Source organism: Ruegeria sp. BG6, assembly GCF_056538465.1.
On record NZ_JBQFTB010000001.1, the window covers coordinates 142469 to 161913 of the forward strand.

Genomic DNA, 19445 nt, shown 5'->3' on the forward strand with positions numbered 1-19445 from the left:
GGTCGGACACTGACAAGCTGAGCGTGTCTTGTCCAGTTGTTTCAGGCCCCGGTTGTTGCGCTTACCGGCGGGAGTTTGCCATTGGCGCGGTGTTCCTCGATTTTCACCTCGTCCCACAGCGCATCCATCTCGGCCAGATCACTTTGGGTGGGCGTCTTACCGCGTTCGGCCAGCCGGGCTTCGACCTTTTCGAAGCGGCGGGTGAACTTGGCGTTTGTGCGGCGCAGGGCGGCCTCGGGTTCGATGCCTAAGTGGCGGCCAAGGTTGACGATCACGAACAGCAGATCACCGAATTCGTCCTCGAGTGCGTCGGCATCCATGCTGTCGCGCGCCTCTTCCAGTTCAGCGGCCTCTTCCGTGATCTTGGCCAACACGTGGCTGGCATCGGGCCAATCAAATCCGACCCGGGCGGCGCGTTTTTGCAGCTTATGGGCACGCAGCAGGGCAGGCAGGTTGGCCGCAACCCCGTCCAACGCGCCTTTCTGCTTCTTGCCTGCACGCTCTGCCGCCTTGATGGTTTCCCAGTCCGCTGTCTGTTGTTCGGCGGATTTATCGCGGGACTCGTCGCCGAACACATGCGGGTGGCGGTCGACCATCTTGTCCGACATGGTGCGAACCACGTCCTGAAAGGTGAAATGCCCAGCCTCTTCAGCCATTTGCGCGTGAAAGACGGATTGAAACAGCAGGTCTCCCAACTCGCCCTTAAGCTCATCATAGGCCTCGCGCTCGATGGCGTCGGCGACCTCGTAAGCCTCTTCGATCGTGTAGGGGGCGATGGTGGCGAAATCCTGTTCGATATCCCACGGGCACCCCGATTCGGGGTCGCGCAGGCGGCGCATGATTTCCAGCAAGCGCTCGATCCCTGCGTCAGAGTCGGTGATCAGCGGATTTTCAGCCATTGCGAAGCCCCTTGTTCCGGTGTCAGATGCATCCATCCCGCAGCTTGGATCAGGAGTCCACCCCCGATGCCCGTCGTCAACCGAATTGCCGATTTCTCTGCCGATATGGCCGCATGGCGCCAGCACCTGCATACAATCCCGGAACTGGAGTTCGAATGCTTTGAAACGGCGGCTTTTGTCGCGGACCGTCTGCGCGAGTTCGGCGTGGATGAGCTGCACGAAGGCATCGCCAAAACCGGCATGGTCGCCATCATCAACGGGCGGGGTGAAGGGCCGACCATTGGCCTGCGTGCGGATATGGATGCGCTGCCGATCACTGAGGAGACTGGTGTAGACTATGCTTCGACGAATCCGGGCAAGATGCACGCCTGCGGGCATGACGGGCACACAACCATGTTGCTCGGGGCTGCGCGGTATCTGGCCGAGACACGGAATTTCCGGGGGCGGGTTGCGCTGATCTTTCAGCCCGCCGAGGAAGAAGGCGGCGGGGCCGGCGTGATGGTGGAAGAAGGCATCATGGACCGGTTTGACATCTCGCAGGTCTATGCGCTGCACAACGCGCCGGGCATTGCCGAAGGGGCGTTCCACACAACGCCCGGCCCGATCATGGCGGCGGTCGACACGTTCGAGGTGCATATACAGGGCAGGGGCGGCCATGGCGCGATGCCGCATGAAACCCGCGATCCGGTGATGGCGGCCTGCGGTATCGCGCAGGCGATCCAGACCATCGTCAGCCGCAATAACTACGCGTTGGATGATCTGGTGGTTTCGGTCACGCAGATTCATACCGGAACCGTGAACAACGTGATTCCCGACACGGCCTATATAAACGGCACCGTGCGCACCTTTGATCCCAATGTGCAGAAGATGGTGATGGAGCGGATGGAGCAGATCGTGCAGGGGCAGGCGGTATCCTACGGTGTCGAAGCGCGGCTGGACTATGACGTCAGTTACCCAGCCACGGTCAACGATGACGCCAAGGCGGTATTTGCGGCTGAAGTCGCCCGCGAGGTTTCCGGCGATGACCGGGTCACGGCCAATAGCGGGCGCGAGATGGGGGCCGAGGATTTTTCCTATATGCTGCAGGCACGCCCCGGAGCATATCTGTTTCTGGGACAGGGTGAAGGTGCAGGACTGCATCACCCGAAATACAACTTCAACGACGACATCGCACCGGTCGGGGCCTCATTCTTTGCCCGGATCGTGGAAAAGGCGCAGCCACTGGGCTGACAGGGAGAAGACATGGCACTGGAAGACGCAAAAAACCAGGTGGATGAGGCGTTCACCAATCCCGACCTCAAGGGGTTGTCCTACGAGAACACGTTCGGGGGCGCGACCTCGTTCCTGAGGCGGCTGTATACCAAGGACCTGAGCGGAGTTGATATCGCCGTGACAGGCGTACCTTTTGATCAGGCCGTCACCAATCGCCCCGGCACGCGTCTGGGCCCGCGTGCGATCCGCGAGGCCAGCGCACTGCAATCGCCCGATGCGCCTTATGGCTGGCCCTTTGATGCGCTCAGCGAGTTGGCCATCGTCGACTATGGCGACATGGCCTATGACTACGCCAACATCCCGGCCTTTCCGGATACGCTAACCGATCACATCCGCACCATTCTGGAGGCGAATGTCGCCTCGGTTACGCTGGGCGGGGACCATTACATCAGCTTCCCTATCCTGAAAGCCTATGCCGAGAAATACGGGCCGATATCGCTGCTGCAATTCGATGCGCACACTGACACCTGGGCCGACGACGACATGTCCCGCGTGGACCACGGCACGATGTTCTACAAGGCGGTTAAGTCCGGGATCGTGGACCCTAAACGCTCGGTTCAGGTGGGGATTCGCACACACAACGAGGATACGCTGGGCGTCAACATCATCGACGCGCGCGAAGTGTATGAGTCCGGCCCTGCCGCCGTGGCGCAGAAGATCAAGGGTATTCTGGGCGACAGTCCCGTTTACCTGAGCTTTGACATTGATGGGCTGGACCCTGCCTTTGCCCCCGGTACCGGGACGCCTGTCTGGGGCGGGCTGACCTCGATCCAGACGCAGATCATTCTGCGCGACATCGCCGGAATCAACATCAAGGGCGGCGATGTGGTCGAGGTTTCGCCTCCGTTCGACACCTCCGGCGCCACCGCGATTGCCGGTGCGCATGTGGCGACGCAGATCATTTGTCTGCTGGGCTGGAACAAGCTGGCTCCGGTTTAACATTTGGTTAGTCATACTTCCGGTATTTGCTTGATTGTATGACCGGGCAGAAGGGACAACAGGCATGGCAGATTTCAACCAACCGATCAGCGGCAATGATCTGGCCCGGTTTTCCGGGCCGAACACGTTCATGCGCCTGCCGCAGTCGGCCTCGCTTGAAGGGCTGGATGTGGCGGTTTTGGGTATTCCGATGGATATCGGCACCTCGTGGCGGTCCGGTACGCGGTTCGGGCCGAAACAGATCCGAAGTGAAAGCGCGATGATCCGGCCCTATAACATGGCGACATTCGCCGCGCCGTTTGACAGTTTGCAGATTGCCGACATCGGCGATCTGGCGATCAATACGTTTTCGCTGGCTGACAGTCTGACGATCATCAAGGACAGCTATGACGGCATTCTGGCGCAGAACGTGACCCCGGTGGCGATGGGGGGCGATCATTCGATCACCCTGCCGATCCTGCGCGCGATTGCGGCAAAGCACGGTTCGGTCGCCCTGGTGCATGTGGATGCCCATGCGGACGTGAATGACGAAATGTTTGGCGAGCGTGAGACCCATGGCACCGTCTTCCGCCGCGCCTACGAAGAGGGGCTGATCATTCCCGACAAGACCTTTCAGATCGGAATTCGCGGGTCCGGCTACGCCGCCAGCGATTTCACTGAAGCGAAGGGATGGGGTTTCCGCCAATATCCGGCCTGGGAACTGTGGCAGCAGAACCTGACCGAGATCGGCTCGCTTATCCGCAAGTCTGTAGGGGATCATCCGGTTTACATCACCTACGACATTGACAGTCTGGACCCGGCCTATGCGCCCGGCACCGGGACGCCTGAGATTGCGGGGCTGACCACACCGCAGGCGCTTCAACTGATCCATGCGCTTGGCGGCATGAATGTCGTGGGCTGCGATCTGGTCGAGGTTTCGCCGCCCTACGATCCGTCCGGCAACACGGCGCTGACGGCGGCGAACCTGTTGTTTGAATTGATCTGCATCCTGCCTGGTGTGACGTCACGATAACCGGGGTCGCATATTGCCCCGCATCGCGATCCGGCTAGGGTTTGTCAAAGGGTTGGGATCGGGATGACAAAGATGGTGCTGTGGCTTTGTGTTGCGCTGTTGGTTGGACTGGCGGCGTTCATTCGGCTGGCTCCGTCCGATCCCGTGACATGGCACGTCGCCCCGGTTGGTAACACGGACCGGGACATGAAAGGCGGCGTGGTGCGTGTGGTTGAAACCGGTCCGGACGGGTTGGCGCGTTTCGATACCATTGCACGGGCCGCTCCACGGACGACGGTTTTGGCCGGGTCGGTTGGTGATGGAATGGTGACATATGTCACCCGAACACCGACATTAGGGTTTCCCGATTACACAACGGCACAGCAAGACGGGGACATCCTGCGCATTCATGGCAGATTGCGGTTCGGGCGTTCAGATTTTGGGGTAAACCGGGCTCGTGTCGACCGGTGGTTGGCTTTGTTGCAGCCCTGAGGACAGGCAACCCTCCTGCACCTCGCGCCACATGGGGACGTTCAGTGACATCTGGCATTGGGCCATGAACATGCGGCCATCGACTTGCAGGCAGATCATCTCTCCCAGTTCGACGCGGGTGCCGGATTTATCGGTGCAATAACAATCCTGAACCTTGCCGCCGGGGCCGACCACATCGGCCATGGCAGGTGCCGCGCAGAGGGCAAGAACAAGCACGATCCGTTTCATGAATAACAGCTTAGCACAAGGCTTGCCCTTGACCAAAGCCCCGGGATGATAGACACCCCGCGCATGATCCCCGAAGAACGCCTTGAACAGATAACTCAGCGATTCCAGTACCTCGAAGCGGCCATGGCAGATGGCGCGTCGGGCGGTGATATTGCGGCATTGGCCAAGGAATATTCCGACCTCAAGCCGGTGGTTGATCAGATCATGACCTGGCGACAGCTCGTGGCCGATCTGGCCGAGGCAAAGGTGATGCTGGCGGATCCGGACATGAAGGAACTGGCCGAGGAGGAAATCCCGGCGTTGCAGGCACGTATTCCTGACGCAGAGCACGCGTTACAACTGGCGTTGTTGCCGCGGGACGCAGCGGATGCGCGCCCGGCGATGTTGGAAATCCGTCCCGGCACCGGCGGGGATGAGGCCGCTTTGTTCGCCGGAGACCTGCTGCGCATGTATCAGCGCTATGCCGAAGCGCGGGGCTGGCAGTTCGAGATCATTGAGGAGCAAGGCTCCGATCTGGGCGGGATCAAGGAAGTGGTGGCCCATATCAAGGGTGACAACGTCTTTGCACGCATGAAATACGAATCCGGCGTGCATCGGGTGCAGCGGGTGCCAGAAACCGAAAGCGGCGGGCGCATTCACACTTCGGCGGCTACTGTTGCTGTTTTGCCCGAGGCTGAAGACGTGGATATCCAGATCGACGCAAATGACATCCGCATCGACACGATGCGGTCTTCGGGTGCTGGCGGCCAGCACGTGAACACCACCGACTCGGCAGTACGGATCACCCACCTGCCCAGCGGCATCGTGGTGACCAGTTCCGAGAAGTCCCAGCACCGCAACCGCGAGATTGCGATGCAGGTGCTGAAAACGCGGCTTTACGATCTGGAGCGGCAGCGAATCGACAGCGAGCGTTCGGCGGATCGGGCCAGTCAGGTCGGCTCGGGCGACCGGTCCGAGCGGATCAGGACCTATAATTTCCCCCAAGGTCGCATGACGGATCACCGTATCAATCTGACCCTGTACAAGCTGGATCAGGTGATGCAGGGCGATCTGGACGAGGTGATCGATGCGCTGACCGCAGATGATCAGGCGCGGCTTCTGGCCGAGATGGCGCAATGACCGGGGCACAGACTGCGGCGCAGGCGATGGTGGCGGCAACTGCCCGGCTGCGCGCGGCAGGCGTTGAAGATCCGGCGCGGGACGCGCGGCTGTTGCTTGCTCATGCGGCCCGGATCGAAGCCAGCCGGGTCACCCTGATCGCGCCAGAAGAGCTGTCGCCGGATATCGCCGAGCGCTATGACCAGCTGATCTCGCTTCGGGCCATACGCGTTCCGGTCTCGCACCTGTTGGGTGAGCGCGAGTTTTACGGCCGTCGGTTTCGCGTCAGCCGTGATGTGCTGGACCCGCGCCCCGAAACCGAAGTGCTGATCGAAGCGGCCCTGAGCGAACCTTTTGACCGGGTGTTGGATCTGGGGGTCGGGTCCGGGTGTATTCTGATTACGCTGCTGGCCGAGCGGCGCAGCGCAACCGGGGTTGGTGTCGACCTCAGCGAAGCCGCCTGTTTGCAGGCCAGCGCCAATGCGGTGCAGCATCAGGTGCAGGCCCGCATCGATGTCTGGCATTCCGACTGGTTTGGTGCGGTTGATGGCATGTTTGACCTGATCGTTTCGAACCCGCCTTATATCTCGCTTTCCGAAATGGAGGAGCTTTCCCCCGAAGTACGCGAACATGAACCGCGACTAGCGTTGACAGATGAGGGCGACGGGCTAGATGGATATCGTCGGATCGCGTCATCGGCCCCGGGTTTTCTGTCGCGGGGCGGACGTCTTCTGGTCGAAATCGGACCGACGCAGGCCAACTATGTGTCCGCGTTGTTTGATGCCGCCGGATTGGCTGAAATTCGTGTCATTTCCGATCTGGACGGGCGGGATCGGGTAATTGTCGCAAGAATGCCCGGTTAGGCCCGAAAACTGAGGCTGAAATGCGCCTGCGAAAGTAAAAAAGCTGCGAAATATCCGATAAACCCCTTGTCTGCGCGGGCAGGACATGCTTACTCAGAGTAGTCAGCGAGGCTGGCGCTTTTGCGGCGCACCCCTGACGCCAAGCCCAAAAAAGTCGATGACGCGGTACGGGACAAGCCTCTGAGCAGCGTAAGGTACGGGTTGATCGACAGCGAATGACAAGGCTGACGTAAAATAAGATGAGATCTTCAAAATCCCGCTCGCGGGCCAAGAATAACCGCAATCGCCCTTCTGGTGGTAACGTCGTAAACCGGGTTTTCGACAGTTCAGGCCCCGAGGGCAAGGTGCGTGGCACGCCGCAACAAATCATTGATAAGTACAATCAGCTGGCGCGTGACGCTCAGTTGTCCAACGACCGCGTGGCGGCCGAAAATTTCCAGCAGCACGCCGAGCATTATCTGCGCATGCTGAGCGAAGCGCAGCGCGAGATTGATGCGCGTCGCGAAGAGCAGGAGCGCCAGAATCGCGAGCGCCAGGCCGAACGCGATCGCGAACGCGCCGAACGTCAGGAACGTGAAGCTGCCCGCCAGGCAGACCCGGCCGAGGCACCGCAGCCCGACGTGATGGATTTCGGTTCCGAGGAGGCAACGCCGGAATCGGGTCTGGTCGAGACGCCGGAAAGCAAAGAGGATGCGCCGGTCGCCGAAACGCCCGAGAAAAAGGAAAAACCCGCGCGCAAGCCCCGGGGCCGTAAGCCCAAGGCCGCGCCTGCACCTGCTGAAGAAGCGCCTTCAAGTGAAGGCGACGCGCCGGAAGCGGCTGAGTAAGCGCTCGTATCGGTTGAGAAGAAGCCCCGGGTTACGCCCGGGGTTTTGTGTTTCAGCCTTTGGAAACTTCACGCGCCAGCGCGCAGAAGGCTTCCAGAGGGACCTGTTCGGCCCGTTCCGTGGGCTGGATACCAGCAGCCAGCAGACGATCCTCGATATCCGGGGCCACGCCTTTTAGCGAGGCGCGCAGCATCTTACGGCGCTGGTTGAATGCGGCGGCGACCACGCGGGACAGTGTTGCGGCATTTGCCGGGAAACGCGGCTCGGGCAGGGCGGTCAGGTGGACCACTGCGCTTGAAACCTTGGGCGGCGGAGTAAACGCGCCGGGCGGCAGGGACATGGCAATACGCGCCTCGGCTCGCCACTGGGCCAGAATAGCGAGGCGGCCATAGGCCTTGCTTCCGGGTTGGGCGACGATACGCTCGGCCACTTCGCGCTGGAACATCAGAGTCAGGCTTTGCCAGAACGGCGGCCATTCGGGCGGTGTGAGCCACCGCACCAGCAGTTCGGTGCCGACATTGTAGGGCAGGTTGGCCGCGATGCGAATCGGCGGGGTCAGATGGGCCAGAGGGTCGATTTCCAGAGCGTCGCCATTGATCACCTCAAGCTTGCCGGGATAGGCGGCAGCGATGTCGTTCAGGGCGGCGATACAGCGCGTATCTTTTTCGACCGCGACGACCTTGCGCGCGCCTTCGGACAGCAGGCCACGGGTCAGTCCGCCGGGGCCCGGCCCGATTTCCAGCACATCGCATTGGGTCAGATCCCCGGCCTGACGGGCGATCTTTGCAGTCAGGTTCAGGTCGAGCAGAAAGTTCTGACCCAGCGACTTGCGGGCCGAGAGCTGATGTGACGCGATGACTTCGCGCAGAGGGGGGAGGGTGTCGATTGCGCTCATGATCCGATTACCGTGGCGCGGGTTGGTGGGTAAGCGCCAGAGGTTTTTTGCCTCCGGCGGGGATATTTTCGGCCAGGTGAAGGATCAAGGGGTTTGTGCCATCTGTTGGGCAAGTTTCAGGGCCTCGATCAGGCTTGCGGGATTGGCGATTCCTTTTCCGGCGATGTCCAGTGCGGTGCCGTGGTCAGGCGACGTGCGTATGAAGGGCAGGCCCAGCGTTACGTTTACGCCCTTGTCGAAATCCAGTGTCTTGATCGGGATCAGGGCCTGATCGTGATACATGGCGATTGCGGCATCGTATTGGGCGCGGGCGGCGGCGTGGAACATCGTGTCGGCCGGATGGGGGCCGGTGACGGTGTAGCCGTTGGTTGGCAGGTCTTTCAGAAGCGGCGCGATCCAGTCCAGTTCTTCCATTCCCATTTTGCCGCCTTCGCCCGCATGTGGATTGAGGCCCGCCACCGCGATACGGGGGTGTGCGATGCCGAATTGACGGCGCAGACCGTCAGCCGTGATGGCAATGGTGTCGCGCAACAGATCTGGCGTCAGTTCGGACGGCACGCGGGACAGCGGGATGTGGATCGTGGCGGGCACGACGCGCAGATTGGAACTGGCCAGCATCATCACCGCGCGCTCCTGACCGGCGAGGGCCGCCAGAAACTCGGTATGTCCGGGGAAGGAAAACCCGGCCCCGTCGATCAGGGCTTTCTTGTGAATGGGCGCCGTGCACAGCGCCGAGGCCTCGCCCGAGCGCACGAGGTTGACGCCCAGTTCAATGGCATCGATGACCGACGGCGCATTGTCCGGATCGGGATGGCCCGGTCGGTTGGGCGCGGGAAATTCCAAGTGCAGCACGGGCAGGGCCTCGGCGCTGACGGCTTGCGCCTGCGATGGTGCGCTTATTTTGCGGATCGGGGTGCCTTTGGGCAGGTGTGCAGCGTCGCCGATATAGAAAAACGGGCAGGCGCCGCGCAATTGGGACCATGCGCCAGCGGCGATTTCAGGGCAGATCCCGGCCGGTTCTCCGCAACTGAGCGCAATCGGGGCGATCATTGCGAGATGATGGTCGCATCGGCCTTCATCTGTTCCAGAAGACTGTCGGCAAAGGCTTGCAGGCGCTGCTGGGTCAGGGCATTCGCAATGTCCTGGCGCGTCGTGTCCTCGCCTCTGTCTAGGGTGCGGGTGCACAGCATCAGGAACATCAGGGTCTGCCCGTTGTTGCGGGTGAGCGTTGTCGACACCTCGTTGTTGTCCAGCTTGGCCAGTTCCAGCGCAACATCGCGCGGGATTTCCGACGGGGCCGCGGAGACACGATCCAGTGCTGCAGCCGGCTGATCCTTCGCGATGCCATAAAGGTCGTCGCAGGTGTCGATCTCTTCCTTCAGCCTGTTGGCCCGGGCCAGGGTTTCCGCGCTGCGCCCGCCGGGCAAGTAATACGCAGCATAGTCGATCTCGGAAAACCGGGGCGCGGCGGTCGAAACCTCGCGAACGCCGCGCATCTGGAACAGGGCGACAGCGTTGGGCAGCGACAACGGTGCGGTGATTTCGCCGTTCTTGAGGCCCAGAAGCACCGGTTGCAGGGCCGGGGGCAGGTCGGTCAGGCCCAGCCATTCCAGCCTGCCGCCATTATCACGGGTAGCGGCGGCTGAGTACTGTGTGGCAGCGGCAGAGAAGGCGTCATAGCCTTCGAGTTTCGAGATTTCGTCTGCCAGGACCTGGGCCTGAGGCAGAGTTTGCGGGGTCACCGGGATGATGATTTCCGACAGCAGAACCTGCAGGCCGCCATTGCCGCCTTGTCCCAGTGCCCGGTTGATCTCGTCTTCCGAAGGGCGGGATTGGGAAAGAAAGCGTGTGCTGATGAACTCGCGCCAAGCCAGCTGGTTGGCGACCAGATCCCGCACGGTTTCGCGATCGACCCCTTCATTTTTGAGGGCATTGAGGAATTCGTCGGACGACAGCTGACCGCGGGATGCGAATTCGTCGATACCGACCTCTATGTCTTCGGGTGTTGCCGTGATGCCGGCGTCGCGCAGGGCCTGGTTGCGCAGGCTGTCTTCGATCAAGGCTTCGCGCACCTCTTGGTCTGAACTGCCGGGAACGCCCAGAACGGTCAGCAATTGCTGGCGTTGCTGCAACTCGTACCAGGTGATTATGTCCTGATTGACACGGATCGCCGGCGAGAACAGGCTTTGGGCCGAGATCTGCCCGGCTGCGAGCGTGATGACCGCGGCAGCAAGTGCCGGAGTGGCCCGCCTGATCCAGCCGGAACGAATAAACCTTGAGAAACCTGATATCAGCTGCATGATCTTTTGTACTTCTTACCGCCGCCGTCGATGGCGTAACCTGTCAGGGCAACGGTAAACCCGAATTCCGTCGAAGGCTCAATACTTGATGTTGATGTGAAGCGTCGGCTGACGCTCATGTTAACCTGAACACATTCGTTCTGATAGGTCAGTCCAAACCCGTACCGGATCGGTTCGTCTTCGCTGAGGTCATAGCGCGCCTCGGCGCGGGTCAGCCAGTTCTCGTCTATTCTGTAGCGCCCGTTCACCCAGAATTCCGAGATTTCGTCATCCACGTTCTCGTCTGGGTCAGGCTCCTGCCAGACATAGCTGCCGACGATTGCATCGTCACCGCGCGCCCATTGACCGCGCAGTTCGGCCTTTGCAAAGCTGAAATCGCCGTTGATCAGGCCGCGCCCGCCGATGGACCAGCCCTTGACCGTGTCAACCTGCCCGGCAATCAGCAAATCGGAAGACGTGCCCTGAAGTCCGGATGTCAGGTTGAAGGCCGGGTCGGCATCGGCGCGGAAAACCTGACCTACCGTTGCCAATGCACGTGAGCCATTGATACCGTACCGCGCCCAGTTGACGCCTACAACGCCGGTCGGCCCGTCTTCACGGCGATCGACTGCGGGAAAGCGGGACAGAGAAAGCAGATCGCCCTGATCGAATTCCTGAAATGTGCTTTCGTCAATCGGCACGTCATTGGTCGACACATGGGTCCACCCGACCTGAGCGATGGGTTCCAGCACCTGCGAGGCACCGGATGCTTCGCGGCGCTGCATTGGATAGCGCAGCGTCATTGCCGCACGAGGCGTGAGCCGGTTGACGTTATCTGCGAAATTGCTGTCGTGCCGGATGTTGAACCTGTCCACCGACGCACCGAACTGTGCGTCAGCCCGTAATCCGGTGGCGAATATCCAGCTGCGCAGCCACTCGGCGTCAACAGTGGCACGCGCCACATCGCGTCCGGTGACGTCGACATCGCTGGTACGCTCGTATGCATGGCTGAGAAAAGACAGGCGGACTTCGCCGCCAACACCTTGGGGGAAGTATCGTTTCTGGTAGTTCAGGTCGAAAATCCGCGACGGTATTTCATCCTGATCTTCGCTGTCACGCAGCGTTTTGTAGTGGATCAGGTTGGTCCTGAAGGCCGTATCCCGTTTGATCCGCTCAAGCGCGACTTCGCTACGCAGGCGGTCGTAATTGGGCAGGCCATAATCCGCCAGATAACCGTCGTCAGACGTGGTGTTGATGCTGAACAGGAACCGGAAGTCGTTCTTCAAGAGAAAAAAGCCACTTGCGAACAGATAGCCGCGATCCTGGTTCGGCTGGATGTCGTCACGTGTGTAGGCCCCTTCGATGTTTATGCGGCCTGTTTTGAACGCTTGCCGGTACCGGTAGCCCAGCGTTCGTGTGCCCGAAGACAGGTACGGGGTCAGGGTCAGGTCCTTGTGGTCACCGAGCTTGAAGAAATACGGCACCTGAACGCCGGTCCCAAGCTGCGAGGTGGTTCGAATGGACGGTACAAGAAACCCTGTCGCGCGTTCCAGTGTTGGATCCGGCAGGCGCAAATACGGAAAGTAGAAGACAGGGAAATCCAGCACACGGAACTGTGCGCCTTCGAAATACAACTGCCGCTCAAGCTGGTCGTGGGTGACCTTGCGGGCGCGAATCTGCCATAGCGGCGCGCGACCGTTGGCACAAACTTGGCAGGACGTGGCCGAAACCTTGCTGAGCTGCGTGTATCGACCAGCGGCGCGGCGCGCCTCGACCGAGGCGATCTGGGTCTGTTGGTCGAACACCATCCGCGCGCCGATCAGAAGGCCATTCTGGATACCGTTGTCAAGTTCTGCCGAATCGGCCAGAATCGTGGTGCGTCCCTCCTGATCGATCCGGATCGGTCCCTGCAGTTCTAGAGAACCTGTTTCACGATCATAAATGATGCTGCGGGCAGTCAGTTTGATGTCGCCCTGAAACGCCTCGACATTGCCTTCGGCGATCAGCTTGCGATCCGGAGTGATAAAGATCTTGTCTGCGACCAGAAGGGCGGGAAGGTCCTGCGATTCAGCCGCTTGCCCGGCATTTGGTGCAGGCGCGGACTGCGCTGTAGCGATAGCTGGCGCGCAGTGGATCAGCGCACCGGATAGCAACAAGGGTAGCAAGTGCCGCATCAGCCGTCCTCCGCATGCAGCAACAGGCCCAGCGACAACAGCAGAGCGGCAAAGGGTGGAGCCCAGGCCGAGACGTAGACCGGCAATTGTCCGTTTTCCCCCAGGATTTGCGCAAAATTGCGGATAAAGTACATGGCAAAGCCCAGTAGAACGGCGGTCAGCACAGCGATGCCTGTGCCGCCGAAACGCACGTGGCGCATGGTAAAGGCGGCGCCGATTAGGACCATCGAGACCAGAAAGAAGGGCCGCGCGAGCTCGGATTGCAGCCAGACCTCGTATTGCTTGGTCGAGAACCCGGCCTCTCCCAGATCGTTGATCAGTTGCGGCAGATCATAGACCGAGACAGAGTCCTGCTGGCCTAGCGAATCCAGAATGCGCTGCCGGGTCAGAGACGTGGGCAGGTCCAGCCGGTCATGCGTCACCGCATTCAATTCGGGGTTTTCGTCATCTTTCAGGGACCAGATCTTGGCGTCCTGCAGGACCCATCTGCCATCTTCCAGCCGGGCTTCGTCAGCGACGATCTGCTGGGTCGGCTTGCCGTTTTGGCCAAAGGTGATGATCGTGACACCAGTCAGATGCAGGATGTCGTCATTCTCGGTGCCCTGCGCGTGAATGACCGATTGCCCGTCCTCCGCCCCTTGCCGCAGCCACAGGCCATCACGGCTGATGGACAGGGTGGAACGGCCGTCGTTGCGGTAGCTGTCCGCCAGACGCCGGTATTCTTCGGACGTTGCCGCAGCGATCGGGTTCAGCAGGGCCACGGCCAGCGCTCCGATAATCAGCGCCAGAACTACCGGCGCAGCCAGAGCGCGGATGCCGGACCGCCCGGTTGCACGGGTCACAACCAGTTCTGAACTGCGGGCCAGTCCAATGAACAGGGCAATGGTCGACAGAATAATCAGCAAAGGCAACATCTCGCTGATGGCAGCGGGAGTGTTCAGCAAAGTCAGCTGAAGCAGGCGCCCAAAAGACAGGTTGGAATCGTCAAAACGGCGGATCTGTTCGATCAGATCGATCAGAATCATCAGTGTCAGAAAAATGCCGCCAATGACCAGAAAACTTTGCAGGAATCTGCGGGCGAAATAGCGGTCGAGGATCACAACAACGCCCTCATCACCCCGAAAAAGCAAGGGGCCGGGCCGAATTTGCCGGAACGTGATTTTCTGCGCGACGGCTTGTGCCTGCCGTTTGGTGCCAAGTCTTGTCCCCCGATGCCTGTCGGTTCTTTTTGCGGGACTTTAATGCAAATGACGGCTGGGGAAAACTGCTATCTGGTCAAGCCGCGCGGTGCGGGCTAGGTCTTGGGGAACAGATTTTGAGGAGTTTGCAATGAGCAGTCTGGTTCCGGTCCGTTTTCAGGCCTTCGATGTGGATGCAATGGCGCAGGCCGAGGGGCGCGTGGCGATCATCATCACGTCAGAGGGGAAAATGGGCCCAGCCGCCCGCCGCGCCAATCGCCTGACACGCGGCGCGGTTGCGCGACTGGTTGAAAGCGAGAAGTTCGGCAAGGCCAAAACCGGGGACGTCATCTCGTTGGGCTGGCCGGGTGGGATGGCAGCGGAAGCGCTGGATGTTCTGGTTCTGCCGCGCCGGCCCGAGCGGGCCGAGGCGCGCAAGGCGGGTGCGGCACTGGCCAAGCTGGCAGGGGGCAAGGATCTGCTGGTGATGGCGGCCAATCAGCTGCGGTGCGAAGATCTGGCCATGGGTATCGCGTTGCGCAGTTACGATTTCGATGCGCACAAGACCAAGGACGCGGAAGAACCTGGCACCGTCACCATCAACCACGGCAAGCATGACGAGGTCGAGGCCGCCTTTGCGCCGCTTTATGCCGTGGCCGACGGCGTTCGGATGACCCGTGACCTGACCAACGAACCTGCCAACGTACTGACCACAACCGAGTTCGCCGATCGTCTGAAAGAGATGGAGGCGCTGGGGCTCGAGGTCGAGGTTCTTGAAGAAGACAAGCTGGCCGAGTTGGGAATGCGCACATTGCTGAGCGTCGGACAGGGGTCCGACAGCCCTTCGAAAGTGGTGGTGATGCAGTGGAACGGGGGCGACAAGGACGATGCGCCGCTGGCGCTGGTCGGCAAGGGTGTCGTGTTCGACACCGGCGGCATTTCGTTGAAGCCCGCCGGTGGCATGGAAGACATGACGATGGACATGGGCGGCGCGGGCGTTGTGGCGGGCACCATGCGGGCGCTGGCAAAACGCAAAGCAAAGGCCAATGTCGTCGGGCTGGTGGGGCTGGTCGAAAACATGCCCTCGGGCAATGCCACGCGGCCCGGTGACGTGATCACCTCGATGAAGGGCGATACGGTCGAGATCATCAATACCGACGCCGAGGGGCGGTTGGTTCTGTGTGATGTGATGTGGTATGCGCAGGAACGGTTCCGGCCCGTTGGCATGGTCGATCTGGCCACGTTGACAGGTGCGATCATCATCGGTCTTGGGTATGAAAATGCCGGTGTATTCTCGAACAACGACACGTTCTGCGATGCGTTCCTGAAATCTGCCGGGGCCGAGGATGAGGGCGCGTGGCGGTTGCCGCTGGGCGAGGCCTATGACAAACAGTTGAAATCACGCATTGCGGATATGAAAAACGTGGGCGGACGGCCTGCGGGCTCGATCACTGCGGCGCAGTTCCTGCAACGGTTTGTCAAGGAAGAGACGCCGTGGATTCATCTGGACATTGCCGGTGTTGCCTCGGTTTCAACCGAGACGCCTTACGCTCCCAAGGGGGCCACGGGCTGGGGCGTGCGCGCACTGAGCCGGTTCGTGCAGGATAATTTCGAGTAATCGGATGGGGGCCGTCTATTTCTATCACCTGACCCGGCAGCCTTTGGAGCAGACCCTGTCGGTGCTGCTTGACAAGGCGCGGCAGGCCGGGTGGCGGATTGCCGTGCGGGGGACCGATCCCGCGCGGATGGACTGGCTGGATGAAAAACTGTGGCTGGGTCCCGAGGAGGGGTTTCTGCCGCATGGTCGGGAAGGCGGGCCGCATGATGTGGCACAGCCCATCCTGCTGACCACCACGGCGGATGCCGCAAATGACCCATCCTGTGTGATGGCGGTGGATGGCGCGCCGGTCGAGGCCGACGAGGTTGCCGCGTTGGAACGGGTGTGCATCCTGTTCGATGGCAACGACGAACAGGCCGTTCAGCACGCACGGGGGCAGTGGAAGGCGCTGACCGCCGCGGGATGCTCGGCGCAATACTGGTCCGAGGCGTCGGGGCGGTGGGAAAAGAAGGCCGAGGCCTGATTTTCGAAAACAAGTCAGGAGAGTGACGGATGAAAACCAAGCCTCTGGGCCGTACGGGCATCATGGTGTCGGACCTGTGTCTGGGCACGATGACGTTTGGCACGCAAACTTCAGAACCCGAGGCGCATGCGCAGATCGACCTGGCGTTGGATGCCGGGGTAAACTTTGTGGATGCGGCCGAGATGTATCCGGTGAACCCGGTCTCGAAGGAAACGGTCGGGCGGACCGAGGAAATTCTTGGTAACTGGAATGCCGAAAACCGGTCACGACGGGGCGACTATGTGTTGGCCACCAAGCATTCCGGCGCGGGGTTTGCCCACGCCCGCGACGGCGCGCCAATCACCGGGCAGACCATCCCCGAGGCCATCGAAGGCTCGCTGCGGCGGTTGCAGACGGATTGCATTGATCTCTACCAGTTTCACTGGCCCAATCGCGGCAGCTACATGTTTCGGCAGAATTGGGATTATGCACCATCTGGGCAGAATACCGGAGAAGTTCTGGAGAACATGCAGGAGTGCCTTTTGGCGCTGCAGGCGCAGGTGAACAAGGGCAATATCCGCGCATTCGGCCTATCGAACGAAAGTGCGTGGGGGACGGCACAGTGGCTGCGGCTGGCCGAACAGATGGCCGCGCCACGGGTCGCGTCTGTACAGAACGAGTATTCGCTGCTCTGCCGCCACTTCGACACCGACCTGGGTGAGTTGAGCGTACACGAGGATGTGGGCTTGATGGCATTTTCCCCTTTGGCCGCAGGGTTCCTGACCGGCAAATACCAGAACGGGGCAGTGCCGGCCGGATCGCGCATGTCGCTGGTGCCCGCAATGGGGGGACGCAAGTCCGCGCGTGTCTTTGACGCAGTGGCGGCCTACCTCGAGATCGCGGATCGCCACGGCTTGGACCCGGTTCACATGGCGCTGGCCTGGTGCCGGACCCGACCTTTCATGATGTCAGCAATCTTCGGGGCCACGAGCGTCGTGCAGTTGGAGCATATTCTGCGCGGTGCCGATCTTGAATTGTCGATGGACGTTCTGGCCGAGATAAATCAAGCGCACCGGGCCCATCCGATGCCGTTCTAGGGGCGCAGCCCCCGTCGCCAGCGGTGTCTTGCCCGAGGTCTTTCTGAACAATTGACTGGTTTGGTCAGTGATGCGTGGGCTGGGTCCGGTCTTGCCTCAGGTCACGGGCCGAGAGGCCGTGGGCCGTACGGAAGGCGCGGGCAAAGCTGGATTGTGAGGCGAATCCGGTGGCCAGGGCCACATCCATCAGTGGCATGTCCGTGTCGGTCACAAGACGGCGCGCCTCGGCCAGGCGCAATTGCAGGTAGTGGTCCTGCGGCGTGGTGTTCAGGCGCAGTCGGAACTGTTGTTGCAGGGTGCGGGGGCTGGTGCCCAGACGATCGGCGATATAGGCCAGCGGCAGTGGTTCGTCGAGCGAGGATTCCATCAGCGAATTGGCGCGGGCGGTCAGGGCAGAATGGCGATGCGGTGCGCCGGTGCGGCTTTGGGGTTTCGAAGGTTGAGGCGCGCCTTCGTAGAGGAACAGGCCCGAAACCCGCGCTGCGAAGCCGGCGCCATGGCGGGCGGCGATGATGTGAAGCATCATCTCGACCGCGGGAATCGCACCACCCGATGTCAGGCGGCCTTCCGACACGGTGAAGCGGTCCGGGCGGACGTCGACTTCGGGGAACCGCGCGGCGAAACTGCTGAGGTCTTCCCAATGCGTTGTGGCAGGGTGGCCATTGAGCAAACCGGCTTCGGCCAGCAGCCACGGTCCACCATCGATACCGGCCATGGTGGCGCCGGTGCCGGCAATGCGGCGCAGGCCAGCCAGCAGACTGGGCGTGGCATGGCGGGCGAGCTGGAACCCGGCGACGACAATCATCAACTCGCAGCTTTGCAGCCGGGCCAGGGGGATCCCGGGCACCTGCAGGGCGCTGGTCAGCATTGCAGGTTCAGCCGTTGCGGTGACGTAATCCCAGTCAAAGGCCGGGCGGTCTGCCAGACGGTTGGCCGCGCGCATTGGATCAACGGCCGAAGCGAAGCTGAGCGTGTTGCATTCGTCCAGCACCAGTACCGCCGTTTTCAGGGCGCGATGTTCGGGCTGAAGTATGTTTTTTGCGGATTTCATCAAGTTCGATTCGCATTCTGGCAAGTGTTTTCCCAAGGCTGCGTCAGAGTCGGCAGCAACGCAAATCAGAATCCGGGGAAAAGCCTGGGGAAAACCCAAGGTGAAGCCGGGTATAACTTGGGGAAAACGCAATGCCTCTGGAAATGAACCGCGAAGTCTTCATCACCTGTGCTGTCACCGGATCGGGCGGGACGCAGGATCGCAGCCCGCATGTGCCGCGCTCGCCCAAGCAGATCGCCGAAAGTGCGATTGCCGCGGCAAAGGCTGGCGCAGCGGTGGTGCATTGCCACGTACGCGACCCGGAAACCGGCGCACCGTCGCGTGACCTGGCCCTTTATCGCGAAGTCACCGACCGCATTCGCGATGCCGAGGTTGATGCGGTTCTGAACCTGACCGCCGGCATGGGCGGCGACATCGTGTTTGGCGGGATTGAGAACCCGTTCCCTGTCAATGAAGCCGCAACGGACATGATCGGTGCGTCCGAGCGTGTGGCGCATGTTGCGGAGTGTCTGCCCGAAATCTGCACGCTGGACTGCGGCACCATGAACTTTGCCGAAGCCGATTACGTCATGACCAACACGCCCGGCGCGTTGCGTGCGATGGGCAAGATGATGACGGACCTGGGTGTGAAGCCGGAAATCGAGGCGTTTGACACCGGCCATCTGTGGTTTGCCAAGCAACTGGTCAAGGAAGGTATTCTGGAACCCAACGCCCTGGTCCAGCTGTGCATGGGCGTCCCGTGGGGCGCGCCGGATGATCTGAACACGTTCATGGCGATGGTGAACAATGTGCCGGATGACTGGACCTTCAGCGCGTTTTCGCTGGGACGGAACGAGATGCCGTTTGTTGCCGCCTCGGTTTTGGCGGGCGGCAATGTGCGCGTCGGGCTGGAAGACAATCTGTGGCTGGAGAAAGGCGTGCTTGCCGAGAACTGGCAGTTGGTGGAGCGTGCGGGCAACATCATCGAAAACATGGGTGCACGGGTGATCGGACCGCAGGAAGTGCGTGAAAAGCTGGGGCTGGTTAAACGGGCTCCGGTAGCGAAGTGAGAACGGAGCGGTACTTGGGGGCCCAGCCCCCAAACCCCCGGAGTATTTTGAAA

The 19445-nt window shown here is 61.1% G+C and carries 19 protein-coding genes; 11 read left to right on the plus strand and 8 right to left on the minus strand.

Annotation, left to right across the window (positions count from 1 at the left end; translation table 11 throughout):
* Nucleotides 1–41: 41 nt before the first annotated feature.
* A complete protein-coding gene (gene mazG / locus ACR0JW_RS00745; RefSeq protein ID WP_170677449.1) occupies nucleotides 42–899 on the minus strand; it encodes a nucleoside triphosphate pyrophosphohydrolase in 858 nt (285 codons plus the stop codon).
* Between the two features lie 66 nt (nucleotides 900–965).
* On the opposite strand from mazG, the gene ACR0JW_RS00750 reads away from it, so the two are divergent.
* The 4 genes from ACR0JW_RS00750 to ACR0JW_RS00765 all read left to right on the plus strand — a co-directional run bounded on the left by ACR0JW_RS00750 (nucleotide 966) and on the right by ACR0JW_RS00765 (nucleotide 4593).
* Nucleotides 966–2129: a M20 aminoacylase family protein gene (locus ACR0JW_RS00750; protein WP_170677447.1), complete on the plus strand. Its 1164-nt coding sequence runs from the start codon at nucleotides 966–968 to the stop codon at nucleotides 2127–2129.
* Nucleotides 2130–2141: 12 nt separating this feature from the next.
* Nucleotides 2142–3110 (plus strand): agmatinase, encoded by a 969-nt coding sequence (speB, locus tag ACR0JW_RS00755; protein WP_170610578.1) that lies wholly within the window; start codon nucleotides 2142–2144, stop codon nucleotides 3108–3110.
* Between the two features lie 64 nt (nucleotides 3111–3174).
* Complete coding sequence (speB, locus tag ACR0JW_RS00760; protein WP_170677445.1) at nucleotides 3175–4122, plus strand: agmatinase; 948 nt, start codon at nucleotides 3175–3177, stop codon at nucleotides 4120–4122.
* Nucleotides 4123–4185: 63 nt separating this feature from the next.
* On the plus strand, nucleotides 4186–4593 hold the full coding sequence (locus ACR0JW_RS00765) for a DUF1499 domain-containing protein (protein WP_170677443.1): 408 nt from the start codon (nucleotides 4186–4188) through the stop codon (nucleotides 4591–4593).
* Here the strand turns inward: ACR0JW_RS00765 and ACR0JW_RS00770 are convergent.
* A complete protein-coding gene (locus ACR0JW_RS00770) occupies nucleotides 4534–4821 on the minus strand; it encodes a hypothetical protein (protein ID WP_170677441.1) in 288 nt (95 codons plus the stop codon). The two genes, ACR0JW_RS00765 and ACR0JW_RS00770, sit on opposite strands and share 60 nt — an antisense overlap.
* A 63-nt stretch (nucleotides 4822–4884) precedes the next feature.
* Here ACR0JW_RS00770 and prfA point away from each other — a divergent pair, with 63 nt between their 5' ends.
* The 3 genes from prfA (at nucleotide 4885) to ACR0JW_RS00785 (ending at nucleotide 7609) form a co-directional block, all read left to right on the plus strand.
* Nucleotides 4885–5940, plus strand: coding sequence for a peptide chain release factor 1 (gene prfA, locus ACR0JW_RS00775; RefSeq protein WP_170677723.1), 1056 nt, complete (start codon nucleotides 4885–4887; stop codon nucleotides 5938–5940).
* Nucleotides 5937–6782, plus strand: coding sequence for a peptide chain release factor N(5)-glutamine methyltransferase (gene prmC / locus ACR0JW_RS00780; protein WP_480713491.1), 846 nt, complete (start codon nucleotides 5937–5939; stop codon nucleotides 6780–6782). The genes prfA and prmC overlap by 4 nt, the downstream gene beginning before the upstream one ends.
* Before the next feature lie 239 nt (nucleotides 6783–7021).
* Nucleotides 7022–7609 carry a DUF4167 domain-containing protein gene (locus ACR0JW_RS00785; protein ID WP_170610596.1) on the plus strand — a complete coding sequence of 196 codons (588 nt, stop codon included), beginning with the start codon at nucleotides 7022–7024 and terminating at the stop codon, nucleotides 7607–7609.
* A gap of 52 nt (nucleotides 7610–7661) precedes the next feature.
* Here the strand turns inward: ACR0JW_RS00785 and rsmA are convergent, their stop codons facing one another.
* The 5 genes from rsmA to lptG all read right to left on the minus strand — a co-directional run bounded on the left by rsmA (nucleotide 7662) and on the right by lptG (nucleotide 14057).
* The gene (gene rsmA / locus ACR0JW_RS00790) at nucleotides 7662–8504 is read right to left on the minus strand and encodes a 16S rRNA (adenine(1518)-N(6)/adenine(1519)-N(6))-dimethyltransferase RsmA (RefSeq protein ID WP_170677438.1); all 843 of its coding nucleotides are present in this window, start codon (nucleotides 8502–8504) and stop codon (nucleotides 7662–7664) included.
* Nucleotides 8505–8588: 84 nt separating this feature from the next.
* Complete coding sequence (gene pdxA, locus ACR0JW_RS00795) at nucleotides 8589–9554, minus strand: 4-hydroxythreonine-4-phosphate dehydrogenase PdxA (RefSeq protein ID WP_170677436.1); 966 nt, start codon at nucleotides 9552–9554, stop codon at nucleotides 8589–8591.
* On the minus strand, nucleotides 9551–10804 hold the full coding sequence (locus ACR0JW_RS00800; RefSeq protein ID WP_170677434.1) for a peptidylprolyl isomerase: 1254 nt from the start codon (nucleotides 10802–10804) through the stop codon (nucleotides 9551–9553). The genes pdxA and ACR0JW_RS00800 overlap by 4 nt, the downstream gene beginning before the upstream one ends.
* Entirely contained in the window at nucleotides 10795–12957 is a 2163-nt protein-coding gene (locus ACR0JW_RS00805; protein ID WP_170824485.1) for an LPS assembly protein LptD, read from the minus strand. The genes ACR0JW_RS00800 and ACR0JW_RS00805 overlap by 10 nt, the downstream gene beginning before the upstream one ends.
* Complete coding sequence (lptG, locus tag ACR0JW_RS00810) at nucleotides 12957–14057, minus strand: LPS export ABC transporter permease LptG (protein WP_170677721.1); 1101 nt, start codon at nucleotides 14055–14057, stop codon at nucleotides 12957–12959. The genes ACR0JW_RS00805 and lptG overlap by 1 nt, the downstream gene beginning before the upstream one ends.
* 229 nt (nucleotides 14058–14286) lie before the next feature.
* On the opposite strand from lptG, the gene ACR0JW_RS00815 reads away from it, so the two are divergent.
* From ACR0JW_RS00815 to ACR0JW_RS00825, 3 genes are read left to right on the plus strand one after another with little or no spacing between them, the layout of a single operon-like run.
* Nucleotides 14287–15753: a leucyl aminopeptidase gene (locus tag ACR0JW_RS00815; RefSeq protein WP_170824486.1), complete on the plus strand. Its 1467-nt coding sequence runs from the start codon at nucleotides 14287–14289 to the stop codon at nucleotides 15751–15753.
* Between the two features lie 4 nt (nucleotides 15754–15757).
* Nucleotides 15758–16216 carry a DNA polymerase III subunit chi gene (locus ACR0JW_RS00820; protein WP_170677428.1) on the plus strand — a complete coding sequence of 153 codons (459 nt, stop codon included), beginning with the start codon at nucleotides 15758–15760 and terminating at the stop codon, nucleotides 16214–16216.
* Between the two features lie 29 nt (nucleotides 16217–16245).
* A complete protein-coding gene (locus tag ACR0JW_RS00825; RefSeq protein ID WP_170677426.1) occupies nucleotides 16246–17292 on the plus strand; it encodes an aldo/keto reductase in 1047 nt (348 codons plus the stop codon).
* A 64-nt stretch (nucleotides 17293–17356) separates the two neighbouring features.
* Here the strand turns inward: ACR0JW_RS00825 and ACR0JW_RS00830 are convergent, their stop codons facing one another.
* On the minus strand, nucleotides 17357–18343 hold the full coding sequence (locus tag ACR0JW_RS00830; RefSeq protein WP_170677424.1) for a GlxA family transcriptional regulator: 987 nt from the start codon (nucleotides 18341–18343) through the stop codon (nucleotides 17357–17359).
* 131 nt (nucleotides 18344–18474) lie between these two features.
* Between ACR0JW_RS00830 and bcoG the strand changes: the two genes are divergently transcribed.
* A complete protein-coding gene (gene bcoG / locus ACR0JW_RS00835; protein ID WP_170619157.1) occupies nucleotides 18475–19392 on the plus strand; it encodes a 3-dehydrocarnitine:acetyl-CoA trimethylamine transferase BcoG in 918 nt (305 codons plus the stop codon).
* The last annotated feature ends 53 nt before the right edge of the window (nucleotides 19393–19445 follow it).

What these genes read in the sequence shown, in the direction of transcription:
- ACR0JW_RS00830 (WP_170677424.1), bottom strand. Translation starts at nt 18,343, where the DNA reads ATGAAATCCGCAAAAAACATACTTCAGCCCGAACATCGCGCCCTGAAA.
- speB (WP_170677445.1), top strand. Translation starts at nt 3,175, where the DNA reads ATGGCAGATTTCAACCAACCGATCAGCGGCAATGATCTGGCCCGGTTT.
- ACR0JW_RS00820 (WP_170677428.1), top strand. Translation starts at nt 15,758, where the DNA reads ATGGGGGCCGTCTATTTCTATCACCTGACCCGGCAGCCTTTGGAGCAG.
- ACR0JW_RS00825 (WP_170677426.1), top strand. Translation starts at nt 16,246, where the DNA reads ATGAAAACCAAGCCTCTGGGCCGTACGGGCATCATGGTGTCGGACCTG.
- ACR0JW_RS00750 (WP_170677447.1), top strand. Translation starts at nt 966, where the DNA reads ATGCCCGTCGTCAACCGAATTGCCGATTTCTCTGCCGATATGGCCGCA.
- mazG (WP_170677449.1), bottom strand. Translation starts at nt 899, where the DNA reads ATGGCTGAAAATCCGCTGATCACCGACTCTGACGCAGGGATCGAGCGC.
- ACR0JW_RS00815 (WP_170824486.1), top strand. Translation starts at nt 14,287, where the DNA reads ATGAGCAGTCTGGTTCCGGTCCGTTTTCAGGCCTTCGATGTGGATGCA.
- pdxA (WP_170677436.1), bottom strand. Translation starts at nt 9,554, where the DNA reads ATGATCGCCCCGATTGCGCTCAGTTGCGGAGAACCGGCCGGGATCTGC.
- ACR0JW_RS00785 (WP_170610596.1), top strand. Translation starts at nt 7,022, where the DNA reads ATGAGATCTTCAAAATCCCGCTCGCGGGCCAAGAATAACCGCAATCGC.
- ACR0JW_RS00770 (WP_170677441.1), bottom strand. Translation starts at nt 4,821, where the DNA reads ATGAAACGGATCGTGCTTGTTCTTGCCCTCTGCGCGGCACCTGCCATG.
- prmC (WP_480713491.1), top strand. Translation starts at nt 5,937, where the DNA reads ATGACCGGGGCACAGACTGCGGCGCAGGCGATGGTGGCGGCAACTGCC.
- rsmA (WP_170677438.1), bottom strand. Translation starts at nt 8,504, where the DNA reads ATGAGCGCAATCGACACCCTCCCCCCTCTGCGCGAAGTCATCGCGTCA.
- prfA (WP_170677723.1), top strand. Translation starts at nt 4,885, where the DNA reads ATGATCCCCGAAGAACGCCTTGAACAGATAACTCAGCGATTCCAGTAC.
- bcoG (WP_170619157.1), top strand. Translation starts at nt 18,475, where the DNA reads ATGCCTCTGGAAATGAACCGCGAAGTCTTCATCACCTGTGCTGTCACC.
- ACR0JW_RS00800 (WP_170677434.1), bottom strand. Translation starts at nt 10,804, where the DNA reads ATGCAGCTGATATCAGGTTTCTCAAGGTTTATTCGTTCCGGCTGGATC.
- ACR0JW_RS00805 (WP_170824485.1), bottom strand. Translation starts at nt 12,957, where the DNA reads ATGCGGCACTTGCTACCCTTGTTGCTATCCGGTGCGCTGATCCACTGC.
- ACR0JW_RS00765 (WP_170677443.1), top strand. Translation starts at nt 4,186, where the DNA reads ATGACAAAGATGGTGCTGTGGCTTTGTGTTGCGCTGTTGGTTGGACTG.
- speB (WP_170610578.1), top strand. Translation starts at nt 2,142, where the DNA reads ATGGCACTGGAAGACGCAAAAAACCAGGTGGATGAGGCGTTCACCAAT.